At 38.9% G+C, this 22,136-nt stretch carries 23 protein-coding genes; 8 read left to right on the top strand and 15 right to left on the bottom strand.

The features are described 5' to 3' along the window. The first annotated feature begins 545 nt into the window (after positions 1-545). Positions 546-959 carry a hypothetical protein gene (locus HGR01_RS30745; RefSeq protein ID WP_045868440.1) on the top strand — a complete coding sequence of 138 codons (414 nt, stop codon included), beginning with the start codon at positions 546-548 and terminating at the stop codon, positions 957-959. Positions 960-992: 33 nt separating this feature from the next. Here the strand turns inward: HGR01_RS30745 and HGR01_RS30740 are convergent, their stop codons facing one another. From HGR01_RS30740 to HGR01_RS30715, 6 genes are all read right to left on the bottom strand, one after another. Next, the gene (locus HGR01_RS30740; RefSeq protein WP_045868441.1) at positions 993-1,508 is read right to left on the bottom strand and encodes a hypothetical protein; all 516 of its coding nucleotides are present in this window, start codon (positions 1,506-1,508) and stop codon (positions 993-995) included. A 118-nt stretch (positions 1,509-1,626) separates the two neighbouring features. Continuing rightward, positions 1,627-1,959, bottom strand: coding sequence for a thioredoxin (trxA, locus tag HGR01_RS30735; protein WP_045868442.1), 333 nt, complete (start codon positions 1,957-1,959; stop codon positions 1,627-1,629). Between the two features lie 407 nt (positions 1,960-2,366). Then, positions 2,367-2,678, bottom strand: a complete 312-nt coding sequence (locus tag HGR01_RS30730) for an RNA recognition motif domain-containing protein (RefSeq protein ID WP_045868444.1) — start codon at positions 2,676-2,678, stop codon at positions 2,367-2,369. 174 nt (positions 2,679-2,852) lie between these two features. Next, a complete protein-coding gene (locus HGR01_RS30725; protein ID WP_071989347.1) occupies positions 2,853-3,062 on the bottom strand; it encodes a hypothetical protein in 210 nt (69 codons plus the stop codon). Between the two features lie 233 nt (positions 3,063-3,295). After that, positions 3,296-3,550: an RNA recognition motif domain-containing protein gene (locus HGR01_RS30720; RefSeq protein ID WP_045868445.1), complete on the bottom strand. Its 255-nt coding sequence runs from the start codon at positions 3,548-3,550 to the stop codon at positions 3,296-3,298. A 1,134-nt stretch (positions 3,551-4,684) separates the two neighbouring features. Further along, positions 4,685-4,897: a hypothetical protein gene (locus tag HGR01_RS30715; protein ID WP_045868446.1), complete on the bottom strand. Its 213-nt coding sequence runs from the start codon at positions 4,895-4,897 to the stop codon at positions 4,685-4,687. A gap of 250 nt (positions 4,898-5,147) precedes the next feature. On the opposite strand from HGR01_RS30715, the gene HGR01_RS30710 reads away from it, so the two are divergent. Continuing rightward, positions 5,148-5,564: a hypothetical protein gene (locus HGR01_RS30710; protein ID WP_045868447.1), complete on the top strand. Its 417-nt coding sequence runs from the start codon at positions 5,148-5,150 to the stop codon at positions 5,562-5,564. Positions 5,565-5,875: 311 nt separating this feature from the next. On the opposite strand, the gene HGR01_RS30705 is transcribed toward HGR01_RS30710, so the two are convergent. Beyond that, positions 5,876-6,301 carry a nuclear transport factor 2 family protein gene (locus tag HGR01_RS30705; RefSeq protein WP_045868448.1) on the bottom strand — a complete coding sequence of 142 codons (426 nt, stop codon included), beginning with the start codon at positions 6,299-6,301 and terminating at the stop codon, positions 5,876-5,878. 136 nt (positions 6,302-6,437) lie between these two features. Between HGR01_RS30705 and queG the strand changes: the two genes are divergently transcribed. Together queG and HGR01_RS30695 are read left to right on the top strand one after the other, a co-directional pair. Beyond that, the gene (gene queG / locus HGR01_RS30700; RefSeq protein ID WP_045868449.1) at positions 6,438-7,412 is read left to right on the top strand and encodes a tRNA epoxyqueuosine(34) reductase QueG; all 975 of its coding nucleotides are present in this window, start codon (positions 6,438-6,440) and stop codon (positions 7,410-7,412) included. Continuing rightward, positions 7,387-8,028 (top strand): HAD-IA family hydrolase, encoded by a 642-nt coding sequence (locus HGR01_RS30695; protein ID WP_045868450.1) that lies wholly within the window; start codon positions 7,387-7,389, stop codon positions 8,026-8,028. Before queG ends, HGR01_RS30695 begins: the two co-directional genes overlap by 26 nt. A 697-nt stretch (positions 8,029-8,725) precedes the next feature. On the opposite strand, the gene HGR01_RS30690 is transcribed toward HGR01_RS30695, so the two are convergent. Continuing rightward, on the bottom strand, positions 8,726-9,100 hold the full coding sequence (locus HGR01_RS30690) for a hypothetical protein (protein WP_045868451.1): 375 nt from the start codon (positions 9,098-9,100) through the stop codon (positions 8,726-8,728). 215 nt (positions 9,101-9,315) lie between these two features. Between HGR01_RS30690 and HGR01_RS30685 the strand changes: the two genes are divergently transcribed. Then, positions 9,316-9,846 carry an orange carotenoid protein N-terminal domain-containing protein gene (locus HGR01_RS30685; RefSeq protein ID WP_045868452.1) on the top strand — a complete coding sequence of 177 codons (531 nt, stop codon included), beginning with the start codon at positions 9,316-9,318 and terminating at the stop codon, positions 9,844-9,846. Between the two features lie 161 nt (positions 9,847-10,007). On the opposite strand, the gene HGR01_RS30680 is transcribed toward HGR01_RS30685, so the two are convergent. Then, positions 10,008-10,733 carry an ABC transporter ATP-binding protein gene (locus tag HGR01_RS30680; protein ID WP_045868922.1) on the bottom strand — a complete coding sequence of 242 codons (726 nt, stop codon included), beginning with the start codon at positions 10,731-10,733 and terminating at the stop codon, positions 10,008-10,010. Positions 10,734-11,258: 525 nt separating this feature from the next. Here HGR01_RS30680 and HGR01_RS30675 point away from each other — a divergent pair. Next, positions 11,259-11,708, top strand: a complete 450-nt coding sequence (locus tag HGR01_RS30675) for an orange carotenoid protein N-terminal domain-containing protein (RefSeq protein WP_045868453.1) — start codon at positions 11,259-11,261, stop codon at positions 11,706-11,708. Between the two features lie 293 nt (positions 11,709-12,001). Here the strand turns inward: HGR01_RS30675 and HGR01_RS30670 are convergent, their stop codons facing one another. The 4 genes from HGR01_RS30670 to HGR01_RS30655 all read right to left on the bottom strand — a co-directional run bounded on the left by HGR01_RS30670 (position 12,002) and on the right by HGR01_RS30655 (position 17,708). Next, the gene (locus tag HGR01_RS30670) at positions 12,002-12,931 is read right to left on the bottom strand and encodes a hypothetical protein (RefSeq protein WP_045868454.1); all 930 of its coding nucleotides are present in this window, start codon (positions 12,929-12,931) and stop codon (positions 12,002-12,004) included. Positions 12,932-12,959: 28 nt separating this feature from the next. Beyond that, positions 12,960-13,109: a hypothetical protein gene (locus HGR01_RS30665; RefSeq protein WP_168160933.1), complete on the bottom strand. Its 150-nt coding sequence runs from the start codon at positions 13,107-13,109 to the stop codon at positions 12,960-12,962. Positions 13,110-13,933: 824 nt separating this feature from the next. After that, a complete protein-coding gene (locus HGR01_RS30660) occupies positions 13,934-16,735 on the bottom strand; it encodes a GAF domain-containing protein (protein ID WP_081583903.1) in 2,802 nt (933 codons plus the stop codon). 493 nt (positions 16,736-17,228) lie between these two features. Then, a complete protein-coding gene (locus HGR01_RS30655; protein WP_045868455.1) occupies positions 17,229-17,708 on the bottom strand; it encodes an NADAR family protein in 480 nt (159 codons plus the stop codon). Positions 17,709-18,017: 309 nt separating this feature from the next. Between HGR01_RS30655 and HGR01_RS30650 the strand changes: the two genes are divergently transcribed. Continuing rightward, the gene (locus HGR01_RS30650; protein WP_045868457.1) at positions 18,018-18,500 is read left to right on the top strand and encodes a DUF2243 domain-containing protein; all 483 of its coding nucleotides are present in this window, start codon (positions 18,018-18,020) and stop codon (positions 18,498-18,500) included. On the opposite strand, the gene HGR01_RS30645 is transcribed toward HGR01_RS30650, so the two are convergent. Together HGR01_RS30645 and HGR01_RS30640 are read right to left on the bottom strand one after the other, a co-directional pair. Next, complete coding sequence (locus HGR01_RS30645) at positions 18,501-20,123, bottom strand: long-chain-fatty-acid--CoA ligase (protein WP_045868458.1); 1,623 nt, start codon at positions 20,121-20,123, stop codon at positions 18,501-18,503. A gap of 313 nt (positions 20,124-20,436) precedes the next feature. Further along, positions 20,437-21,105: a ribonuclease T2 family protein gene (locus HGR01_RS30640; RefSeq protein WP_045868459.1), complete on the bottom strand. Its 669-nt coding sequence runs from the start codon at positions 21,103-21,105 to the stop codon at positions 20,437-20,439. Between the two features lie 214 nt (positions 21,106-21,319). Between HGR01_RS30640 and HGR01_RS30635 the strand changes: the two genes are divergently transcribed. Continuing rightward, positions 21,320-21,982, top strand: coding sequence for a CAP domain-containing protein (locus tag HGR01_RS30635; protein ID WP_045868460.1), 663 nt, complete (start codon positions 21,320-21,322; stop codon positions 21,980-21,982). Positions 21,983-22,136: the final 154 nt, after the last annotated feature.

Genomic DNA, 22,136 nt, shown 5'->3' with positions numbered 1-22,136 from the left:
CTAATTTATTTTTCCTAAGCAAAATTATTTTTCAATTTTGAATTTATTGTTCACGTCTAACTAATTTATAGTTTATTAACCTAATTTCTATATATAAAGTATTAGGTTTAGCAATTTTTCTTAGAAAAAGGCTTTAGTATCGCGCGCGCTTGAATTGAAAGTCACATGGAAAAATAGTTATATAAAATACATTATCTATACAGAATTTATATAGTGCATTTTCGCGATATTTCACCTAAAATCAAGCCTAGAATGCAAAAACTTACATTGGTAAAATATATAACTCAGACTTTAGAGATATATTCTGTAGATTAATGGAATATCGTGTTAATGTTGAAGATGAGAATAAAATGGTACAAAAATTTTGTTTTTATTAATCGCAAGCTTTTACTCTTGGTTATTGACAAGTTTGTCTGTTACTTCATTGCGCTAGCGATTTCAATAATTAGATTAGATTGCCATAGTCATAAATCTGCTATTCCTCCAATCTGGAAGAGAAACAAATTCAAGATTATTCTTCCTGCATCCTTTAGTGTCATATATTTATGGAATCTAAAAAATACAAAATTGAATACAAGTTTCATTCCATTCACATTGAAGAGGAATCATTAAGCAGAAAAGCTTATTACTATAAAATTTTTGGGGAATTATGTCATAATGGCGGATTCGTCAATTCTATTGCTGAGGCTGAAAAGGAAGCAAAAGCAAAGATTGACGAAAAATTTCATCTCATAGAAAATAAAGCTGCATTGCACAGATATTGTGTAATGCGTGATTTTGACAGCTTTGTTGAGTTGTTAAACCAACAACAAGACATCTCCAAAGAGCTAGTTTATCAGGTGGCTTCTCAACTGGCTTTAGCTTCAACGTTAAAGTCTTTTACCAAGGAATCTATAAGTCTTGATACTAATAGCTCAGTAGATATTAATAGAGATGCAAGTGCAGAAAACTTGCAGTAGTTAATCAATTATGGTTGTGTTTGAAGATAGCCACTAAAATGCTGGCTCCATCACCTTTCCCTTTGTGAGCAGACAAGCTTCCAAAGTCCATAAGTTATTACATAGTGCAAAATCTGGCACTTTTAATTCAAATGGATGGGGTGGTGGCTGTAATAGGGAAGGTACAACTTGATTCTGGGCTTCAACTAAGCTAACTATCCAAGGAAGAAAATCTAAAATTTCTGTTGGTAAGATAGTTAACTCAAATTCCCAGAGGATATTCAGCCCTCGAGATTTTTGCCATTTTTTAGCCATCATATATTGAAGAGCGCTTTTATTAATAGCCAACCGCAGTATGAATGGGCGTAATGGGTTAAATTCGTCTGGTGCTGTATAAGCGTAGATGTTTACATAATTTAGTTGTTCTCTATTATCTATCCAAGATGCGATTGGAGAGTTACTACTATAAGATGTACTACTTATTCTCACTGGAGTTTTCATCGCAGCAGCGAACAAAGAGTAGAATTCACTTCTGAGTTCGCTAACAATGTGTTTGGCTTCTGGGTTCATATTTACTACACTTAATTATTGTGTAGATTGGATGTCTAAGAGAATTTTTAGGGATAAGGAAATTATGCTTAGTAACTCCCAAAAGGATGGGAGAACTAAAAATTACCTGCAAAACAAGCTAGAGAAGCTGAGAGACAGCACTGCTAAATTTCTCGTAAGGAGAAACTCCAACAATAGTTTCTGCTAACTCACCATTTTTGAAAATTAAAACTGCTGGAATACTGCGAAGACCAAATTTTTTTAACATTGGTTTGTTGTTATCCACATCTACCTTGACGACCTTTGCACTATCTTTGTACTCTTGTGCAAGTTGCTCCATTAATGGAGCAACTAGGCGACAAGGGCCACACCAAGTAGCAGTGAAGTCAACTACAAGAATGTTTTTTTCACTTAAAAGAGTTTCAAATTCACTTTCTTGGATATAAGCAACTAAATCAGTATCTGTAGACATTTTGGAATTCCTCAATATTAAACTAAAACTGCAAAAACATTTTTTAGCGACATTATGACCAATGAATATTTAATATTTTACCTACAAAGCGATACAAAAATTTTCTTTATAAAAGGCTAATAATTTATTTCACAAGTTCATAAACCTCTTACAAAAGTGCTGCAAGAGAAGGGGAAAGGGAAAATACAAAACTTTTCTTCCTTCTCCTGCAAAGACGCTACGCGTAGCTTTCTTAAGCGCAGGGGTACACCTTTTCCCGATTTTTGCCAGAAGTTTAATGAATACTTGTTTGATTTTGAAATCAAAATTGTATAAAAAAGGCTCAGGCATTTCTGCTTGAGCCACTAATACATCAAGTGAATTATATTGATCTAACAAGTTAGGTCAAATAGCTAAATTAGTAAAGCTTAGTAACGGTTGCGTCCACCGTAATTACCACGGTTACCACCGCCACCACCAAATGAGCCGCCTCTTTCTTCTCTGGGTTTAGCCTTATTTACTTTTAAGTCTCTTCCCATCCACTCAGCGCCATCAAGAGCTTCAATAGCAGCATTTTCTTCTGCATCTGTACCCATTTCAACAAAGCCAAAGCCGCGCAAACGGCCTGTTTCTCTATCTGTAGGTAGCTGAACGCGCTTCACAGAACCATATTCTGCAAAGACTGCATTCAGAGTGGCTTCAGTAACTTCGTAAGAAAGATTGCCTACATAAACTGACATAGATTGTCTCCGAAATTGTAAATATGTAGAGATTTAAATTTCGGAGAAAAGTTTGTAAATACCAAAAACAAAAAGACTGTCAATACTAAAAACAAAAGCTGTTAACCGAATTAACTCTCATCTCTCATTATGGCATAGAAATTTACTTTTAGGGGAATAATGGAAAAAAGAATATTAGCTGACTAATTCCACTAGAGCTTCTCGCTGAAACCTGACTACGCATGAGACTAAGCAGCCGCGATAATGTCCACTGGTAAATACTGAGAGTGTGACATTAGTCTGACCTTGATCTAAAATTTCTTTCACCTTACACATTTGCCGTTTATTTTTACAGTATGCAAATATGCGATCGCCAGCTTTGACTTCCAATGCTTTTATTTTCAATTTCTACTCACTTCTACAGTTATTCATCTAACCCATAGTATTTATGGGGAGGGTTTTGACCTGATTTTGGTTTCTATATAAGCACAACAATAATTGAAATATTTCAGCTTAATAAGCTGTTCCATATTTAACTTGCATAGATGGGGCGGGCAAGATGCCCAACGCCACAAGAAATATATAATTTCAGATTATGCAAACTAGATTTGGTTTAGCTTATATACACTAAGACCAATTTAAGCTGCATCTGCGATGGTTTTAGCTCTATTCACTTTCAGGCTATAACCCATCCATTCAGTACCTTGTAATCCATTAATCGCTGCTACTTCGTCGGTGTCTTTTTCCATTTGAACAATGGCAAAACCTCGCTTTTCGCCTGATTTTTGCTTGGTAGATACTAGTATCCTTTTCACAGACCCATACTTTAAAAAGACTTGTCTGATATCCTCATCTTCAATTTCATGGGATAGATTACCAATATAAACTGACATAGAATATCTCCGAGCTAACAGAATGTAGAGATTTACATTTGGAGAGGTATCTCTATAGTCACTTGACCAAAAATATTTCTCAATAATTTAATAGTAGCATGGTTTTAAATTTTAAACATATTTAAATCAGTACAGGTTTAAGTAGCTTGGTTTTTTAGCTTAAAAATTTATCAAGAGAATAAACCTCAGCCCATTAACTAAGGTAATAAATATTTTTTATAAGTAGACGCAACTGATAAGTCAATTAGCCAGTACAACAAGGCAAAAGTCAAAAGTTAAAGGTAAAAAGAAAGAATACTTATCCCACCAGATTTTTAGCAATTACAGATGGTCTGTTTATTTACGCCGACTTGTACTAGGCAGTTACCTACTTTCCCAAAACTCCCTTCTTTTCCATCCCCGTGAGGGGTAAGGGACTTCCAAATAAAAAAATATCCCAGTATTTATTGTGGGGTGGACATCTTGTCCGCCCAGTTTATGTGGCGGGCAAGATGCCCGCCCCACAAGATGGAATAATTTATTTCTTGGAAGTCCCTAATTGATTGAAAACAACTCATACTAAGGTACATATCGTACTTGTTACTTCAGTTTCCATCCCCGTGAGGGGTAATTGATTGAAAACAAATTATGAGGATTCATATGAGCGGGCTGACGCTATGTTTCCATCCCCGTGAGGGGTAATTGATTGAAAACCGCCTGTTTTGGGGGAAGCTGATTTGGATTAAGAAAAAGTTTCCATCCCCGTGAGGGGTAATTGATTGAAAACCCTACCCTTGTAGAAAGCTTATTAAATAAGGCTTACAGCACCATAAAACTGAGGGGGGTCTGTTTTACCTGTCAACAAGCCACATTTATTGACAATATGGACAGCCTGCAAGTGCCTCAAACCCTTATAGAGTAAGTTATCTGAGGGGGTCTACGAAAGAATCAGCATTTGAGCTTTTGCACGACCCCCTCAGGTTACATTTCTTAATAAAATGGCTTAAGGAAACTAACCATGAGGTTACAAGCCAAAGATATATATTTATTGAATTTTCAAGGTGCAGCGATTGGTATAAATAGTAGCATAGCCAATTTTCAAAGGCAATCTCTGCCTCACAACAATTTAATCAGCAAAAGCAAGTATTGCTTTCTTCAAATCTGCTTTGGCTTTCTCAAAAGCTGTTTGTGCTTTCTCATTTCAGTGTATTCAGCAAGCCAAAGCAAATATTGCTTGCTCAAAAGCTGTTTTGGCTTTCTCATTTCAGTGTATTCAGCAAGCCAAAGCAGATATTGTTTTCTCAAAAGCTGCTTTGGCTTTCTCGTTTCGGTGTATTTAGCAAGCCAAAGCAAATATTGTTTTCTCAAAAGTTACTTTGGCTGATTAATTTGGGTAATTTCTTTGAAAAATCGTAGTATTACTATGTAGCTAAATTTATTTGAGATTTGCCAAAATTCTCTCAGGCTGATCCATAGGAAATTTTTTAAGGTAAATAAGATTAAATCAGTTAATAATTCAACGGTAAACGGTCAAAAACCTGATGAGTAATTATGCAATTAAGCCTGTATTGTTACTTAACTGTTAACTGAGAAGCAGATTAGAAGGTGCATCTTAAATATGGCTAGAAGACAAAGAACTTCCGATGTGTTAATTAAAGCAGTGCGTCGTGCGGCTGGTATTAAATCAATTGATCCAAACTTAAATGCAGGTAATGGATTAACTTTATTTGCTTATTCCAACCTCATTGAGACAATGCGAGATCAAGAAAATACCTACAACAGTGCGCTTGCTAACTTGGATAGATTGTATACTGAAATGCTGGCAACCGAGCGTCAACTGGCAGACATGACAGAACACATGCTCATGGGTGTTGCAACTAAATATGGCAAAAGCAGTGTAGAGTATGGCATGGCGGGAGGAGTTCCGAAAAACCAACGGCGCAAGGGACTGCGAGGCGAATCGGCAATTGAGCTTACTGGTGAAGAAGCAATTATTACCGGTGTGAATGGCAATGGCAAGGTTAAAAGTCATTGACTTTAGCGAGATTTAGATACCCGACTGTTTGAGAAAATCAGGTATCTGGGCAGCATTGCTTCATTCATGATTTTACCTAAGCATCTAAGTTTTATGGGGGAAAGGGTGAAGGGTGAAGGGTTAAAGGTTAAAAGTTTTTTCTTCCCCTTTCCCCTTTTCCCCCTTAACCAACAAATATTGCAACACATCCCAACACTACTCGGTTAAGCGTTTTGAACTCAAAACTGTTTTTAGCTTAAAGGTAAAGGATTAAAGGTTTTTTCTTCCCCTTTCCCCCTTCCCCCTTTCCCCCTTAACCTCATACAAAATGCTTAATCACGACGCATAGCGAGTAATTCTTGGGGAGAAGCTAAGAGTTTAATTTTGGCTTCGACAATTTGGCGTTGTTGATTGAGAATAAATAACCAAGTAACGTTAACACCACACCAGGATGTGAAGGCTTTTCCTGCTACTTGGACTTGAATTTGCTCGTTTGGCAAACTCTCAATAATTCCTTGGTGCGGTTCGGCTTTAATACCTTGAGCTTCTTGTTTTAGATAAGTTGCGATCGCATCTGTCCCTACAAAACCAGATTCAAAGGGTGGATACATCATACCATCCTCAGCAAATAAGGCAGCAGTTGCCGCAAAATCTCCAGCATTCAAAGCTTCAAAGTAACGTAGAATAGTCGGTTCTGTAATTCCCTCAATTGATAATTCTCTGGTGTCTGTTTTTTTGTTAAATTCAGCAGTAGTCATAAAATTACCTGTTTTGAGGCTAGCTAAACATCAATGTTCATGGCAAACGCAGTCTAAAAAAAGCTGCTATCGGTATATATTGCTTTGTGATCATGAAGTCGTTCTCTGGATAGAGGCAAAAATTAAATTAAGAGAAATGAATAGCTCAGGCATAACCACGACTGATGTGGTAAAGAAAAAAGCGCAGGAGTTGGGATTTCACAAAGTAGGAATTGCGGCTGTGGATGGGGTAGATGAAACAGCAGCACAGCGCTTGCAAGCATGGCTAGCACTGGGTTACAACGCTGATATGGCATGGATGGCTAACCCCAAGCGTCAGGATATCCGCTTAATCATGCCAGAAGCGCGATCGCTGATTTGTGTGGCACTCAATTACTACACACCCCATCAACGTCCTACAGGTGAGGAATATGGCAAGATTTCTCGTTATGGTTGGGGACGAGATTATCACAAAGTCATGCATAAGAGACTTAAAGCACTAAACAATTGGGTACAATCACTGAGTGAAAATGTCCAAGCGCGTTATTATGCAGATACAGGCCCCGTACCAGATAAATTATGGGCGCAAAAATCTGGTATTGGCTGGATTGCCAAAAACGGCAATGTAATTACCAGGGAATATGGTTCTTGGGTCTTTTTAGGAGAGATTATTACCAATCTGGAACTAGAGTGCGATCGCCCAGCTACAGAACATTGCGGCACCTGTACGCGCTGTTTAGAAGCTTGCCCTACTGGTGCAATTACTCAACCCTATGTAGTAGATGCTAATCGCTGCATTGCGTATCATACAATTGAAAATCGGGCAGAACAATTACCCCCAAACGTTAAACCCCACTTACAAGGCTGGGTTGCAGGGTGTGATATCTGCCAAGATGTATGTCCGTGGAATCAACGTTTTGCAAAAAGCACAGATGTGGAAGAATTTAATCCTTATCCTGGGAATCTGGCACCGAAGCTGCTAGAATTAGCAGAAATCTCAGAAGAGGAGTGGGAGCAACAATTTACAGCTTCAGCCTTACGACGGATTAAACCAGAAATGTTGAGACGTAATGCCCGTGCTAATCTAGACGCATCAAGGCAACAGAATGACTCAGACAGTGATTATTTTTGATTTTGATGGCACGATTGCAGATACAGTAGACGCTCTTGTCAGCATTGCTAATCGTTTGGCTGTAGAATTTGGCTATGTCCCAATTACCCAGCAGGAGCTAGCACTCCTGAAAAACTTAACATCAAGGGAAATTATTAAATACTCAGGTATCTCTGTATTTAAAATCCCTTTTTTAGTAAAGAAAGTTAAAGGAGAGTTAAAAGACAAGATTCACGAATTTCAACCAATTCCCGGAATTAAAGAAGCCTTAATCAAACTCAAGGCTGAAGGTTATAGTTTGGGAATTATTACTTCTAACTCTAAAGATAATGTCAACGAATTTCTCAAAATTAATGAGCTAGATACTTTATTCGATTTTATCTACTCAGGAGTCACAATTTTTGGCAAAAAGACTATCATCAATAATGTCTTAAAGCAAAGGCAGCTAAAACCGCAACAAGTAATTTATGTTGGTGACGAAACAAGAGATATAGAAGCTTCAAAGAAAGCCAATATTCAAGTAATTGCCGTAACTTGGGGCTTTAATTCCCCAGAAATTTTAGCCAAACAAAAACCAGATTTTTTAATTCACCATCCAAGTGAATTGTTGACGGTAGTAAATAGGAAAAATTCGTAATTCATAGTGCGTAATTCGTATTTAGGGACTTCCAAATAAAAAAATATCCCAGTATGTATTGTGGGGTGGACATCTTGTCCGCCCAGTTTATAGGGCGGGCAAGATACATTGGTGTCAACTTAACGTGAAACCCTCTTGGTTGCAAGGTTTCGCCCTCACCCCCAGCCCCTCTCCCACAGGGAGAAGGGAGCCAGAGATTTAGTTCCCCTTCTCCTCGGGGAGAAGGGGTTAGGGGATGAGGGCGCGAGGTATTTGTACAACGCCCACCCTATATCGCTTTTAGCTTAAGTTGACACGTATGGGCAAGATGCCCGCCCTACAAGATGGAATAATTTATGTCTTGGAAATCCCTTAAAGCTGTTACCACCTAAATAGCAACATCACTTAGCAGATTTCAAAATGAGAGGTTCAGGTAATTACAGCAGATTCGATGTTGATTAGCTACAACAACTAATTGAAAAAAGTAATGAGTAATAAGTAGTGAGTTATAAGTAAATTTCCTACTCATAACTCATTACTCATAACTCATTACTCATGATGTACTTCACTAACTTCAGAATTGCTGTATAGATAACTTGGCTGTATCCTACCGAAATACACTGTATATTCGTAATTACATAGTGTCCTAATATTGGTAATTACGAATTACGAATTACGAATTACGAATTACGAATTACGAATTACGAATTACGAATTATCAACTTTTTGCTTCACCCTTTTCCAAAGCTTTTTTTATTAGCTCATCATCAATACTAGCTACACCTTCATTTCTAGAACCTGCAACATCCTTAGCCATATCTGCATAATCATCAGGATTACCAGTTGCTTGGGTTTCGAGTCTAGTTTCTTCTGGTTTGGGAACTTCATATTTAGGTGCTGTTGCTGCTTCAGCGGCTTTCGCACCTTCACCTGTGCGATCAATTTCACTAACACTGAGTTTTTGTGCAGCAGCGTAATCAGCTTCAAAATCTACTTGAGGCGCTTTTTCTTCACCAGCAGCTATGTTTTCTGCTGCTAACTGTGCGTCATGGGTAGGTGCTTCGCTGACATTGGGCTTGATTTCATCAGGCATAATTGACTCCTAGGTATTTTTTCGCTTGCTGTGGTCATCCTATCAAAGCAATCTGTAAAATCATTGGCACCTTAGGAGATATTCTTACCTCTATTAAAAGATAGATAAAAACTGCAAATTGCTATAAATAAATCTCTTTCTTGTGGAAGTCGATTCTGATTATTAAATTCTGTTAACCCTTAGTTTGATATGTTAAATTGCCTTGGAGATAAATAATGACTGCTAGCCAAAATCAAAGCGTTCCACAAGCTTTAACTAATGAAACTCAAAAAGTTGTAGAAGCGTTTAATAAATTAGATACCGATGCTAAATTAGCATGGTTTTATTTTGTTTATGAAAAGATGGGAGATTCAATTACCCCAGCCGCACCTGCTGCTGCAGAACCCAACTTAGCACCAATTTTACTAGGAGATTATTTAGATTTATCGGATGAAAAACAATTGGCAATTATGCGCCAAATTGTTAATTGCGAAGATAGCGATTATTCTCGTGCTTATGGTGCTTTAAAAGAAAATAATCAGCTATTAGTTTGGTATGCTTGGGCGGTAGCAATGGGAGATAAAGTAGTTGATCTACCCGATAATTACGAAACTACAGATACAATGGACAATTTACTTTCTCAACTCGAAGGATTAGAGTTTGAGCAACAAATGTCTGTAATGCGAACCATTGTAGGAAACATGGGCTACAGTGATGTCCAACCTGTAGAAACCCAAGCACAAACTGGTAAAACCCCAAGTTTGTAAGCTTAATTTAATTTGGGGAAAAGGTGTACCCCTGCGGGGAAGCAAGCTACGCGTAGCGTCTCCGCAGGAGAAAGGGTAAAGGTTAAAGGTTTTTTCTTACCCCTTTTCCCCTTACCCTTTTCCCCTTCCCCCTTTCCCCTTAACCGACAACTATTGAGTCCCTAAGACATCGCCATCTGGTTTAAATCCGCTGGGGTGAGGTGAGAGTGAATAACTTCACCATCGCGGAACCAAACTATGCGCGCAGTTTGACGCGCTACCTCTGGTTCATGGGTAACCATGACAACTGTAATCCCACTGGCGTTTAACTCGCTAAAGATATCCAAGACTTCTTGAGTAGTGCGAGAATCGAGTGCGCCAGTGGGTTCATCCGCTAACAGAACTACAGGACGATTGACAATAGCACGCGCGATCGCTACTCTTTGTTGTTGTCCGCCTGATAGTTGCGTGGGCTTGTTATTCAGACGCTTTTCTAAGCCGACTTTAATCAAAGCTTCCGTAGCGCGATCGCGTCTTTCTTGAGCATTGATTCCTGCATAAGCCATTGGTAACATCACATTTTCTAAGGCTGTCAATTGGGTTAATAAATGGAATTGTTGGAAGACAAACCCTAGTTTAATATTGCGAATATGCGCCAATGCTTTATCATTCATTTGCGCCACATCAACATTATCTAAATAGTAACTCCCAGAAGTAGGGCGATCCAGACAGCCGATGATATTCATAGCTGTAGATTTACCAGAACCAGAAGGCCCCATAATTGAACAATATTCACCTTCATCGATAGCCAAATTCACATTATTAAGTGCTTTGACTTCCGTTTCGCCGCTACCGTAAACTTTAAAGATATTTTCTAATCTAATAATTGGGGATTTGATATTTGTCATTTGTCCTCTCTTACAAAGTTCTGATCGGAGGAAACCTCCGCCCAGACTTTGCGCTTTGTCATTTGTCATTTGTTATTTTTCTCTGATTTTTATTTTTTATAACCTCTTTCCTCAGTAAATTCAGTAACTTACTCTGGTGTTCTTCAGAGGGTAATACAAAACACATCTAATTACATATTAAACTTTCTCAATCTTTTGTGGAGTGAGAATCTTGCCCGCCCAGATGAGAAACTTAAATGCCGATTAAGGGACTTCCAAATAAAAAAATATCCCAGTATGTATTGTGGGGTGGACATCTTGTCCGCCCAGTTTATGTAGCGGGCAAGATGCCCGCCCCACAAGATGGAATAATTTATTTCTTGGAAATCCCTAACGTATCTACATCTGTCTGTCAGCGTAAGTATTGTTTCTATCTTTTGTAGGATTATGCCTCTAGAATCATTCGTTAAGTTATGTGGAGTAACTAAAAGAAATTTTTCTTAGTAACTGCAAATGCTAAGAAAATTCGCCTAATTTGGAGTTTTTATGACCTACACAGTTGACGAAAGCACAAGACCAGCTTTAGAAAGATTTCAACGCTTTGATGTAGATACTCAACTCGCTTTACTTTGGTACGGTTACCTAGATTTGAAACCACAGCTCAACCCAGCGCCTCCTAACAGCGTTGATACTCCAGCGAGAGCTGTGTTCGATCACATTCAAGACTTGTCTCAACAAGAGCAATTGCAAGCACAACGCGACCTCATTAAGGGTGGTAGTGGTGAAATTAACCGTGGTTACAACGCGCTCAGTCCTAATGCCAAACTAGAGGTTTGGTTGCTGTTAGCACAAGGAATGGAAAATGGAACCATCATCCCAATGCCTTCTGATTATCAGCTTCCTAATGGCACAGAGGAATTTACAGCACAAGTTAAAAAGCTAGAGTTTGATCAAAGATTGAATTTTATGCTTACTGCTGTGCAAGCAATGGGTTAATCTATTTCTTAATTAGGAATTTAGGTGCGTTATTACGAGGGTAACGTACCTAAATTCTTAATTAATGAAACCTGGCAACGGGATTAAAACATCACTCAGAAGTTGGCATTGCGATCGCAATTTAAATCATGTTGGCGACAGTATATTATTCTTAAGGGCACGCCACTGTCATGCCCTTATAGTATTGGGAAAATGTTAAAGGTTAAGGGTTAAAAGTTTCTTTTCCTTTTCCCATTCCCCTTTTTTCCCTTAACCGACCTTTCTTTCCTATTCCCTCACTCCGTTTACTTGACTTAAATTGCTGCTTGAATGACTTCACTAATAGTTTTACCAACTAATGGATTATCCCAGTAGCTTCCATGAGCTTCACCACCCCAAATGAGTGGGATTAATCTTTGGCTAAAAGGACGGTTAAAAATATTACCCTTGTCTGTAATTACATCCTGAGTATTCACATAATCAGTGCTACCGTCTAAAAGCATTGACATCACGCCTTCTAATGGGTAGGCAATGGGATCGCCAGGATGAGAGAAATTACGCCAATTTAGCGGCTTTTTTCGCAAATTATAGAGATTTTGTAAAAATCTTCGCAGATCGGGTGTTAAATCGTGGGTACTCACTCCATTGACATTACCGCTAATATTCAACAGACTGAACAGCGCTAGTGGTGAACCCATTGTATGGATACTAGCTAGGGGGATTCCAGTTTGAGGATTGGGATCTAAACCAAACAGGACATTACGCAGATCCTTAACCAGTTTGATTGTCTCATCTTCTAAGTCGCGAGATTCCCACCGACGAGCAAAGAGGATGTCAAATAAAATTACTGTTCCCCAACTATGAGTGATTACATGGAGGCGATCGCTAGTATTGGCACCTTGTAGTACACTAAAAGCCTCAGACTTGAATCTTTGTACTACCTGGGTACCAACATGGCGGCTTAAGTAAAGTGCAGCATCACCGACAAACTCAAGAATCTGTTCTGTGCGAAAATCTCTAAACCAAAAGTCGTTCCATTTGGGAGAATCTTTGATATTGGTGACTAATTCCCTTTGTGCAGCCAAATTCAGATCTCCCCAGAAAAAATAAATCGGCTTCACAACTCTAGACTTATCGTTGATAGAATTTTGAATGCGATTCAGCAAGATATTGCATAATTTCTCAAATGCTGGTCTTTCATGAGTTTTGACACCGTGGACAAAGAGAACATAATCGGTAGGCATCTTAGTGGCCTCTCAATGACTTCATATCTCAAATCCAAAGTGTAAACGCAATAATTCGGAAGCGATCGCAAACGATCGCAAAACTTGAAAAGACGCAATCCATCGGCTTGAGAGTGCTGTTGAAGCTTCTGCGGCTAATCTGCGAGTTCTCCCAAGAGTAACCAAAAGGCGCAGACACTGCACCCTTAGGGGTTTCCCGCCTTAAAGCCAGTAGCGTTGCTGAGTCAAAACCCTATTTTTATTTTCATCGATAGTAGTCAAATTTTTGTCACTGTAACTTTCTTAAAAATAGGGGTGTTTCCGCTAGTGCATAGATAAGAGAGATTTAATCCAATACGCTTGGGTTAAGAAAATTAATTGATCACAAAACCAAAAAACTAGTTACTCAACAAAAAAACAGAACAATAATTTTGGAGGGGGTTTGGGGGACGCAACCGTCACCCAATCGGGGGTTTGGGGGAGAATCCCCCAATTGTTCTGGCTTTTTTATTTAAGTGACAAATCAATCACTAATGAGCTTAACTCAAGCGTATTGAGATTTAATCGTGATTAACTAGCTGGAAATACTGGAAATATCCCTTTAAAAACAACAACACCCAAACTCCTACTAACTGAACACTTTCCTCTAATTATGTAACACAGCCAGGGATGTACTACGATTTCATCACTTTAATGAAAAAGCAATGAGAACCAGTGACAGCGCCCCCTGAATTTAAGTATTTGAGGAAATATCAGGTTTTGTGTTGGGTGTTGCTGCTTTTTGACGAGACAGATGTAAATTAAACAGCGTTTTTACCTCTTAATTTAACTCCAAATGCAGCTGTTATATCTGCCAGGGAAGCTTAGTAACTTCATTTATTAGATTACCACCTGGAAAGTTCTAGATAATTTTTGGTCATTAAAGTTTACTTGTAATACTCATAGATATTGACGAAATATTAAGTATTTTTGGAAAAACTCTAATAGTAAAGTCTTCATTGTTTTAGCTGAATGAGTAATAACTCATGAATTGTTTAAGTTATAAAAAATAGGTTTAATTTGCCATCTTTCCGAGTTGAGTTTTATCGAATGGGCAGAATGGTGATTGACTTTGCATAGGGGATTAAGAGGTAACTCAATCCACAACTCTGTACCTTTACCTGCTTCTGACACACACTCTATAATGCCACCATGTTTTTCTACAATAATTTGGTAACTGATAGCGAGTCCTAAACCTGTACCTTTGCCTACAGGCTTAGTTGTGAAAAATGGGTCAAAAATCCGCTTTTTAACTTCTTCTGTCATGCCTGTACCATTATCGGCAATCCGAATCAGGATAAAGGATTGATCTGCGGAAACTCTCGTGGAAATACAAATTGACGGTATGAGAGACTGATCGTGTTTAATTTGTGTTTCTAAAGCATCAATAGCATTAGTGAACAAATTCATGAATACTTGATTCATTTGTCCGGCATAACATTTCACTAATGGTAAATCGCCATAGTCTTTTATCAGCTTTACCCCTGGGAAATTGATATTGGACTTGAGCCGATGTTGCAAAATTAATAAAGTGTTATCAATTCCTTCGTGTAAATCAACAGGCTTAAATTCCGCCTCATCCAGACGAGAAAAATTGCGTAAAGACAGCACTATAGAGTAGATTCTCTCAGCTCCTACTTGCATAGAGGAGATAATTTTGGGCAAATCCTCTGCCACAAACCCGACATCAATGGTTTTTTCTGCTAACAGAATTTCACTATCTGGCTCAGGATAATGTGATTGATAGAGGTATAAAAGCTGCAGTAATTGTTGGGTGTAGTCATTGGCGTAAGTGAGGTTACCGTAAATAAAGTTAACAGGGTTGTTAATTTCATGTGCTACCCCTGCAACTAACTGTCCCAAACTGGACATTTTTTCGGTTTGAATCAATTGTGTTTGTGTATGTTGCAGTTGTTGTAGAGTCCGCTCTAACTGTTCTGCTTTAGCTTTAGCCTGGTTTTCAGCAGCATGGCTTTGTTCATAGAGTTGTGCTTGCTGAATTGCGATCGCAGCCTGATCTGCTAGTTGTAGGATTAACTGAATTTCTGCATCTTGCCAATTTCGGGGTGCATTACATTGATGAGCAATGAGTAAACCCCATAGTTGCGTACCCATTTTGATGGGAATAATTAAGTTGGCTTGTACTTGCAGATTTTCCAAGAACTCCCGATGACAATCACTCAAACTAGCAGTGGAAACATCATTAATAGCCCGTACTCTTCCTTGATTGTAAAGACGAGCATACTCATCAGGAAAACATTGTTGAGGGGCTGTGGTTCCCAAAGCTGATGGATATTTACCATGAATCTCTTCTACAATCACATAACCATCAGACTCACTGAAGATTTTGTAAATTAACGCCCGATCAGAATTGAGCAGCGATCGCACTTCCCTGACTATGGTTTGGAGGGTAATATTTAAATCTAATGAACTGCGTATTTGCTCGGTGATTTGCTTAATGATTTTGGTAAAATGCAGAGATTTCTCAATTTCAGCAGTTTGTTCTTTTACCCTTTGTTCTAAGTTACTATTGAGGCCTTGCACTTCTTGATACATTTGCTGCTGGTGAATAGCCATCGAGAAGTGAGAAGACAAGGCTTGTCCCAGAAAGATATCTCCTGGTTTCCATTCTGGCGCTTGTCCTTTCCTTTCTTCTCGCCAAACCTCAAAGGACAGTTGGGGTAGTTGTTGTCGCTGATTTTGCTCGCAGCGTCCCGCCCACAAGATTTCGGTATCAAATTCTCGGCGAAAAATGGTTAAAACACCAATAAGATTTTGGCGGTAATGTAGAGGAATTACCAATAATCCCCGAATTGGAGTTGCTTTAAAGGCTAAGGCTAAAACCCGGAAATGGGGTTCTTTATAAAGGTCGGAAATTGCCCAAACTTGGCTAGGTTTGGATTGAACTATCCAGTTTTGCCATACAGGATGCTGCTCAATGACATTATTTTCTAACTCGTAAGGTAATTTCGGTTGATCGCCCCAGGTGTACAGTTCTCCACTCTGTTCGATGTAAATCCTACCACCGATACCACCAAAAGCATTAATAGTTGCCTTGAGAGCCTGTTGCAATTGAATTGTTGGTAGTTGATGCAAGAGGATACTGATTTGGTTAATAATCCCTTCTTGTTGTCGCTGAAAACGGGCTTCGCTAAGTAGATTGCTTTGAGCGATCGCAATTTCTACTTGATCGCTAACCTGTTGTATGACTTTCAGTTCCCACTCGGAAATAGTTCGGGGTTGGCTGTGGTGCGATACCAACAATCCCCATAGTTCTGGCTTTGCTGATTTCTCTGTAAGATTGCGATGTAATATTGGCACTACCAGCGAAGCTTGTACGCCCATAGCAGTTAAGTACTGAATATGGCATGGGTCTACCTGTCGATAGTAGATATCCTCTGTTTGTTGGTATGGGTCGCTGGTTGATAAATATAAGGGCGATAAGCCGATTTGTCCTGTAGACACATCCACAATAGCCCGTTGCCGCACGGCTATAAACATCTCTCTGGCGTACCGTGGGATATCATTGGCAGGGAAGTGTAAGCCCAGCAGAGATGGTAAACGCTGTTCGTGGATCGCTTCAGCAATCACTTCGCCACTCTCATCCGCATCAAAGCGATAGACCATCACCCGGTCTGTACTTAAAAATGACCGTACCTCGGAAACGGTAGCTGTTAATATTTCTGGAAGTTCAAGCGATCGCCTAATCTGATTAGTCATTCGGTGTAGTAAACTTTCTGGATCAAAAGTTTGCTGCACCTCACCAGTTTTTTTAGTAAATACCATTAGTTATATACACTCAAAGAATTGTATAAAACTCTTAAACCCTGATATTAATTAAATTTAGTTAGCGGCAGGTGAGTGGAACTTTTATGGAATTGCTTCCATGTCAAAGAAGACATTTTTAGACTAGATTGGAGACCGCTTAACACTCTTGCGAGAAGCAAGGAAAGCAGCATCAAAAAAGTCTAGCTAACTCACGCTTACTTTGATTTCTCTAGAGAAATCTGAAGTCTCGAGGGTGAAAGATTAAGAAAAAGTTAATTATTAAGTAATTTATTTTATCTCTTTGCTCTTATAGATGCATACGGTAATACTATGCAAATTAGAAAATGTTAATTTTTTATCTATAGGTCGTATAAAAAAATACAGATATTTAAATTAATTTTGCGATAAAAAAGATTTTCTTCTCATTAAAAATATTTGTTTCAAGAGAATCTAAGGGGAAATCAGTAAATTCCCCTTAAATTATTTTTAGCGTATTTTTTGGTAATTAATATTACAGGTATTTTTCAGTAAGTGTACTCACAGAGACTAACTTGCGGATTTCTTCACGTACGCTCATAAGAACTTTACCAAGTTGGTTTTGACCAGTTTTATTTTTTCCACAACCCCAAAAGTAATCGTTAGGAGAATCCTCTACTATGATTTCACTACCCGTGTTTAACAGTATGTCTCGAATTTCAGCATGAGTGAGAAACTTTTTCAATACAGCTTCTCGCATTACCTGAGTTTTGACAATATCCCAATCACAACGGAGTTGGCGACTACTACATCGCCCTAAAGCAGCGGCTTCTTCGGGAGTTGGGGCATTATGGATCGCGGGTATAATTACCGCATCAATACTGCCAACAAACTTTTGTGCTTGATAATAATGCTCAACAGTTGCCCAGTAAGTACCCTGGATTTGAATTCCATGCGGAGAAAAGTTAGAAAAACAGCCATAAGGCTGCCAAACCTTGTAAAAGTAAATAGTCATTTGAAAATTGCTCTTGAATATCAATTTATATCATGCCTGGAGATGGTAATTAGAGTCTGTAAAAACTCCCTAGGGACTTCCAAAAATCAATCGCTTTGGGAAGCAGAGGAGGCAGAGGCAGCAGAGGCAGCAGAGGAGGAAGAATATAATTATGGTCTTCCCTGCAAAAAATGGATAATTTAATTTCTGGAAGTCCCCTAACAGGAAATTTTCTACTTTCAAATCAACGCTAGCATTTGCCTCTAGATAGAAGATATTCCTTTGGTGAAAGTTCTAAGGTAGTAAAAATGCTAATCTGCGAGGTTGAGCATGGAGGCGAATAGTGAGCAACTCAAGCAACCGACACCGCTAATTGCTGCTGGTATTTTCCTGGGTTTAGGTTTAGGTGGATTTGTGGATGGCATCGTACTACATCAAATCCTCCAATGGCATCATATGTTAAGTAATGTAAGACCACTGAATAATGAGTCAAATATAGATTTGAACATGGTCTGGGATGGATTATTTCATGCCCTGGATTGGTTACTCACAGTAGTTGGGGTAGCTTTGTTATGGCGTGCTGGTGGGCGTGAAGATGTTCTTTGGTCATCCCAAACGTTTCTGGGATCTATACTTTTTGGTTTTGGCTTATTTAATGTCGTGGAAGGGCTGATTGACCATCAAATTCTCGGCATTCATCATGTGAAACCAGGGCCAAATCAGTTAGCTTGGGATATAGGCTTTTTAATATTTGGAGCGCTACTTATTGTTATTGGGCTGTTGATGATTAAAAATAGAAAAGTAGCAGAATAATCAACAATCAACCTCAGCACCAAAAATCTTTTTATCGTGACCTACCCATGCTTTTTCGCGTAAAAGATATTTTTGAATTTTACCAGTACTAGTTTTTGGTAAGGAAGTAAATTCAATCGCATTAGGACATTTAAAACCCGCAATTTGACTGCGGCAAAATTGCACTAATTCTTGTTCTGTAACTTGCATTCCTTCTTTGAGGGTAACGAAGGCTTTAGGAACTTCACCGCGTTTAGGATGAGGGATGGAAATTACGGCACATTCTAATACTGCTTCATGACGGTAAAGGCATTGTTCAACTTCAATACTAGAGACATTTTCACCACTAGTAATGATGATATCTTTCATGCGATCGCGCACTTCAATATAACCATCTGGATGCATTACCGCTAAATCGCCACTGTGAAACCATCCCCCATGAAATGCACGTTCTGTGGTTTTGGGGTCGTTATAATAACCCGTCATCACCATATTTCCTTGCATCACCACTTCGCCCATTGTTCGTCCATCTGCAGGAACATCATGCATATTTTTATCTACAACCCGCAAACCATCTGCACCTATATAGGGTACGCCTTGACGCGCCATGAGTTTGGCTTTTTCTGCAATCTCTAAATCTTCCCAATTTGATTGATATTCGCAAACTGTATAAGGGCCATATACTTCCGTCAAACCATAAACGTGAATAATTTTCGCGCCCATTTCGCTAATTTTGGCAATCAAAGTTGGTGACGGTGGTGCGCCTGCTGTTGTGATTGTTAGTGGTGCTGCTAAAACTTGCGGACAGTTGGGATGATTGAGGAGTGAAATTAGAACTACAGGCGCAGCATTAAAATGTGTAACTTTCTCTTGTGCAATTAAATTCCAGACAGTACTAGGGTGAAATTTACGCAAACAAATATGAGTACCACCTATAGCAGTTACCGCCCAAGTAAAACACCAACCATTACAGTGAAACATGGGCAAAGTCCACAGATAAACTGAGTTAGGCGTTAATGTGGTTTCAATAATTTCGCCTAAAGAATTCAGATATGCGCCGCGGTGGGAGTACATTACACCTTTGGGTTTGCCAGAAGTGCCACTTGTGTAATTAATAGAAATTGTCTCCATTTCATCAGCAATTAGCCAAGGTAATTCCGCATTGCTACCAGTTTGGATAAAGGCTTCATAATCTTCACCCTCTAAAGGCTCGAATTCTGCTATATCGCTGATATTGATAATCTGTTTGACAGTTGTTAAACTATCTTGAATTGGTCGAATAACATTTGCTAATTCTGTATCAACAAATAAAAACTTCGCGCCACAATCATTTAATATATAGGCGACTTCTTGGGGTGCTAACCGTGTATTAATAGATACTAAAACACCGCCAGCTAAAGGTACAGCAAAATGGGCTTCTAGCATGGGGGGAGTATTAAAACAAAAAAAGGCGACGCGATCGCCTTTTTCTAGCCCCCCATGACGCAAAGCTGAAGCTAGACGATTTATCCGTTCTGCAAATTCAGCGTAGGTGAAGCGGTTTTGTTTATATATAATCGCAACTTTATGACTATATACTTTAGCATTGCGTTTAATGAATGTTAAAGGAGTGAGAATGCTGCGGTAAACTGCTTCAGGGTTCATGGCTAAAGAGTCAAAGGTCAAGAGTCAAAGATTTTTAGGGAATTATCGTTTTTTTACCTAATAATTACGAAAAATGAATGTAGTGCATAAAGTTTAAAATTCCCACCTTGGAGCATATCACACATGAGTTACCTATAATAATAGGGGCATAAAAGATTGTGCCCCTACCCATATCAATGATTTAGTTGAAACATCTATGCATAAGGATTTTCAATTAAGATAATTTTTCTCCTTATGTCCGAAATTCATGTAAAGTATTTAACTCTTGACTCTTGATTACAGACGCGATGAATCGCGTCTCTCCAACCCTTGACTACCTCACATTTCTCACCAAAAAATCTGCTTGTCCGCAACTTGTGCGAGACCGTTTGAGAATGTCTTCACTACAAACACCAGGTTGACCGTCTTTAGAGTAGCAAAAGAATACTTCTTGTAAAAATCTTCCAGAACCGGAACAATAAGGCGCTATAGAATTAGGATTTAATTCTGGATTAGCACTAACCAATGAATTTTGTAATCCATTAATAGTAGTGCGGAAAGGTTTGCTAGGACGATTATAAGCTGTGGGAATCGCCACAGAATCTTTTAACTGCTTGGATAATTTTAAGTATTCTTGAGGAGTTTTACCCGAACAAGTACCATGTTTTTCCCATTCATGGTCATAAAGTTTTGGACTGGGAAACAAACCTGCAAACTCTTGCTTTAATTTTTTCGGTAATTTTTCAGAGGAACAATTTGCTGGATAACCCTTTTGGTATTGGGGCCACAAACCATGTAAGACAAAACCAAGTTTTTTACCTGCTTTGCACTGCTGTGGATCGCGATCGCCATTGTTGGCGCAGTAATCTGGTGACCATGATAAAGTTAGTACGTAAAAATCAAACTGGCCAGGAGTTCCACGATTTTGGGCGCTAACGGCGTTAGGGATAGCAAAGCTAGTAATCAACAGGGAAGATGCTACCAGGATGTTTTTGAACTGCATATTCACATCGAGATTTTTCGGTAATGAAAGTGACGACCTATACCTTAACTCAGAGCAGTAAAAAATAGTCAATAGCGATCGCAGGCATTCCCTCAGACAAGCTTTTCTGGCAAAATATCAGTGATACTGCTGACTATACTGCGGCGAAATCAGTTCAGTATGCATCTGTAGTTATACAGTAATTTGTGCATCCTTAAAGCTTGGATAAATAAAAATGAGGACAAAAAGCAAAGTTGATATTTGGTGGCGATATTTTTTCTTATTTACAGCGCTAATCATTTCTAGACCAACTTTTCATTTTGTTAACCAGGCTTTACGAGGACAGCCGCTAGATTTTAACTATTTCTGGAGTGAACTTTCATTAGAAAAAATTTTGGCTGCGGGTCTTTACAATGGCGATGGTGGGGCAGACTGGAAAATAGGCAAACCAAAAGCTACAATCTGGAATGCCGAACAGTTGCGTTCTGTACCAGAAATCAGAGAATTCGCCCTAGAAATAGTAAACCGCGATCGCGATTTAAATTATTTACCAACTTTGCGACAAGATACCATACTTTCCTTAGCTGCCCAACGTCATGCAGAAGATATGCTGGCGCGCAATTATTTTAGTCATATCTCTCTGGAAGGTAAAAGTCCGCGCGATCGCTATCTTTCATTGGGCGGTACTCCTGGTAAAGGCGTGGCTGAAAACATTCTGCAAAGCAACACACAGGGTTTCGGCTTAACCTATGGCGAAGCCGAAAAATTTCAACGCGGTTGGATGTACAGCAATGGACATCGAGAAAATCTTCTCGCAGTTCAATACACCAAATTTGGTTACGGAATTGCAATTGGTGTAGATGGGCGGATTTATGCAGTGCAGATGTTTGCGGAATAATTGGTGAAGGGGGAAAGGTAAAAGGGGAATGGGAAATCAGAAAGATTTAACCTTATCCCCAAACCAATTTAAAATTTTATCCCTTCCACAATATTTATTGAGTCAATCCAAAATCACGAATTTTAGATTTTAAATTTTGGATTCAATCTAAAAT

Origin of the sequence: Tolypothrix sp. PCC 7712 (assembly GCF_025860405.1) — a bacterium.
GTDB classification, from domain to species: Bacteria; Cyanobacteriota; Cyanobacteriia; order Cyanobacteriales; family Nostocaceae; genus Aulosira; species Aulosira diplosiphon.
Note: the sequence above shows the minus strand (reverse complement) of the source record. Positions and strands in the feature narration are given on the sequence as shown.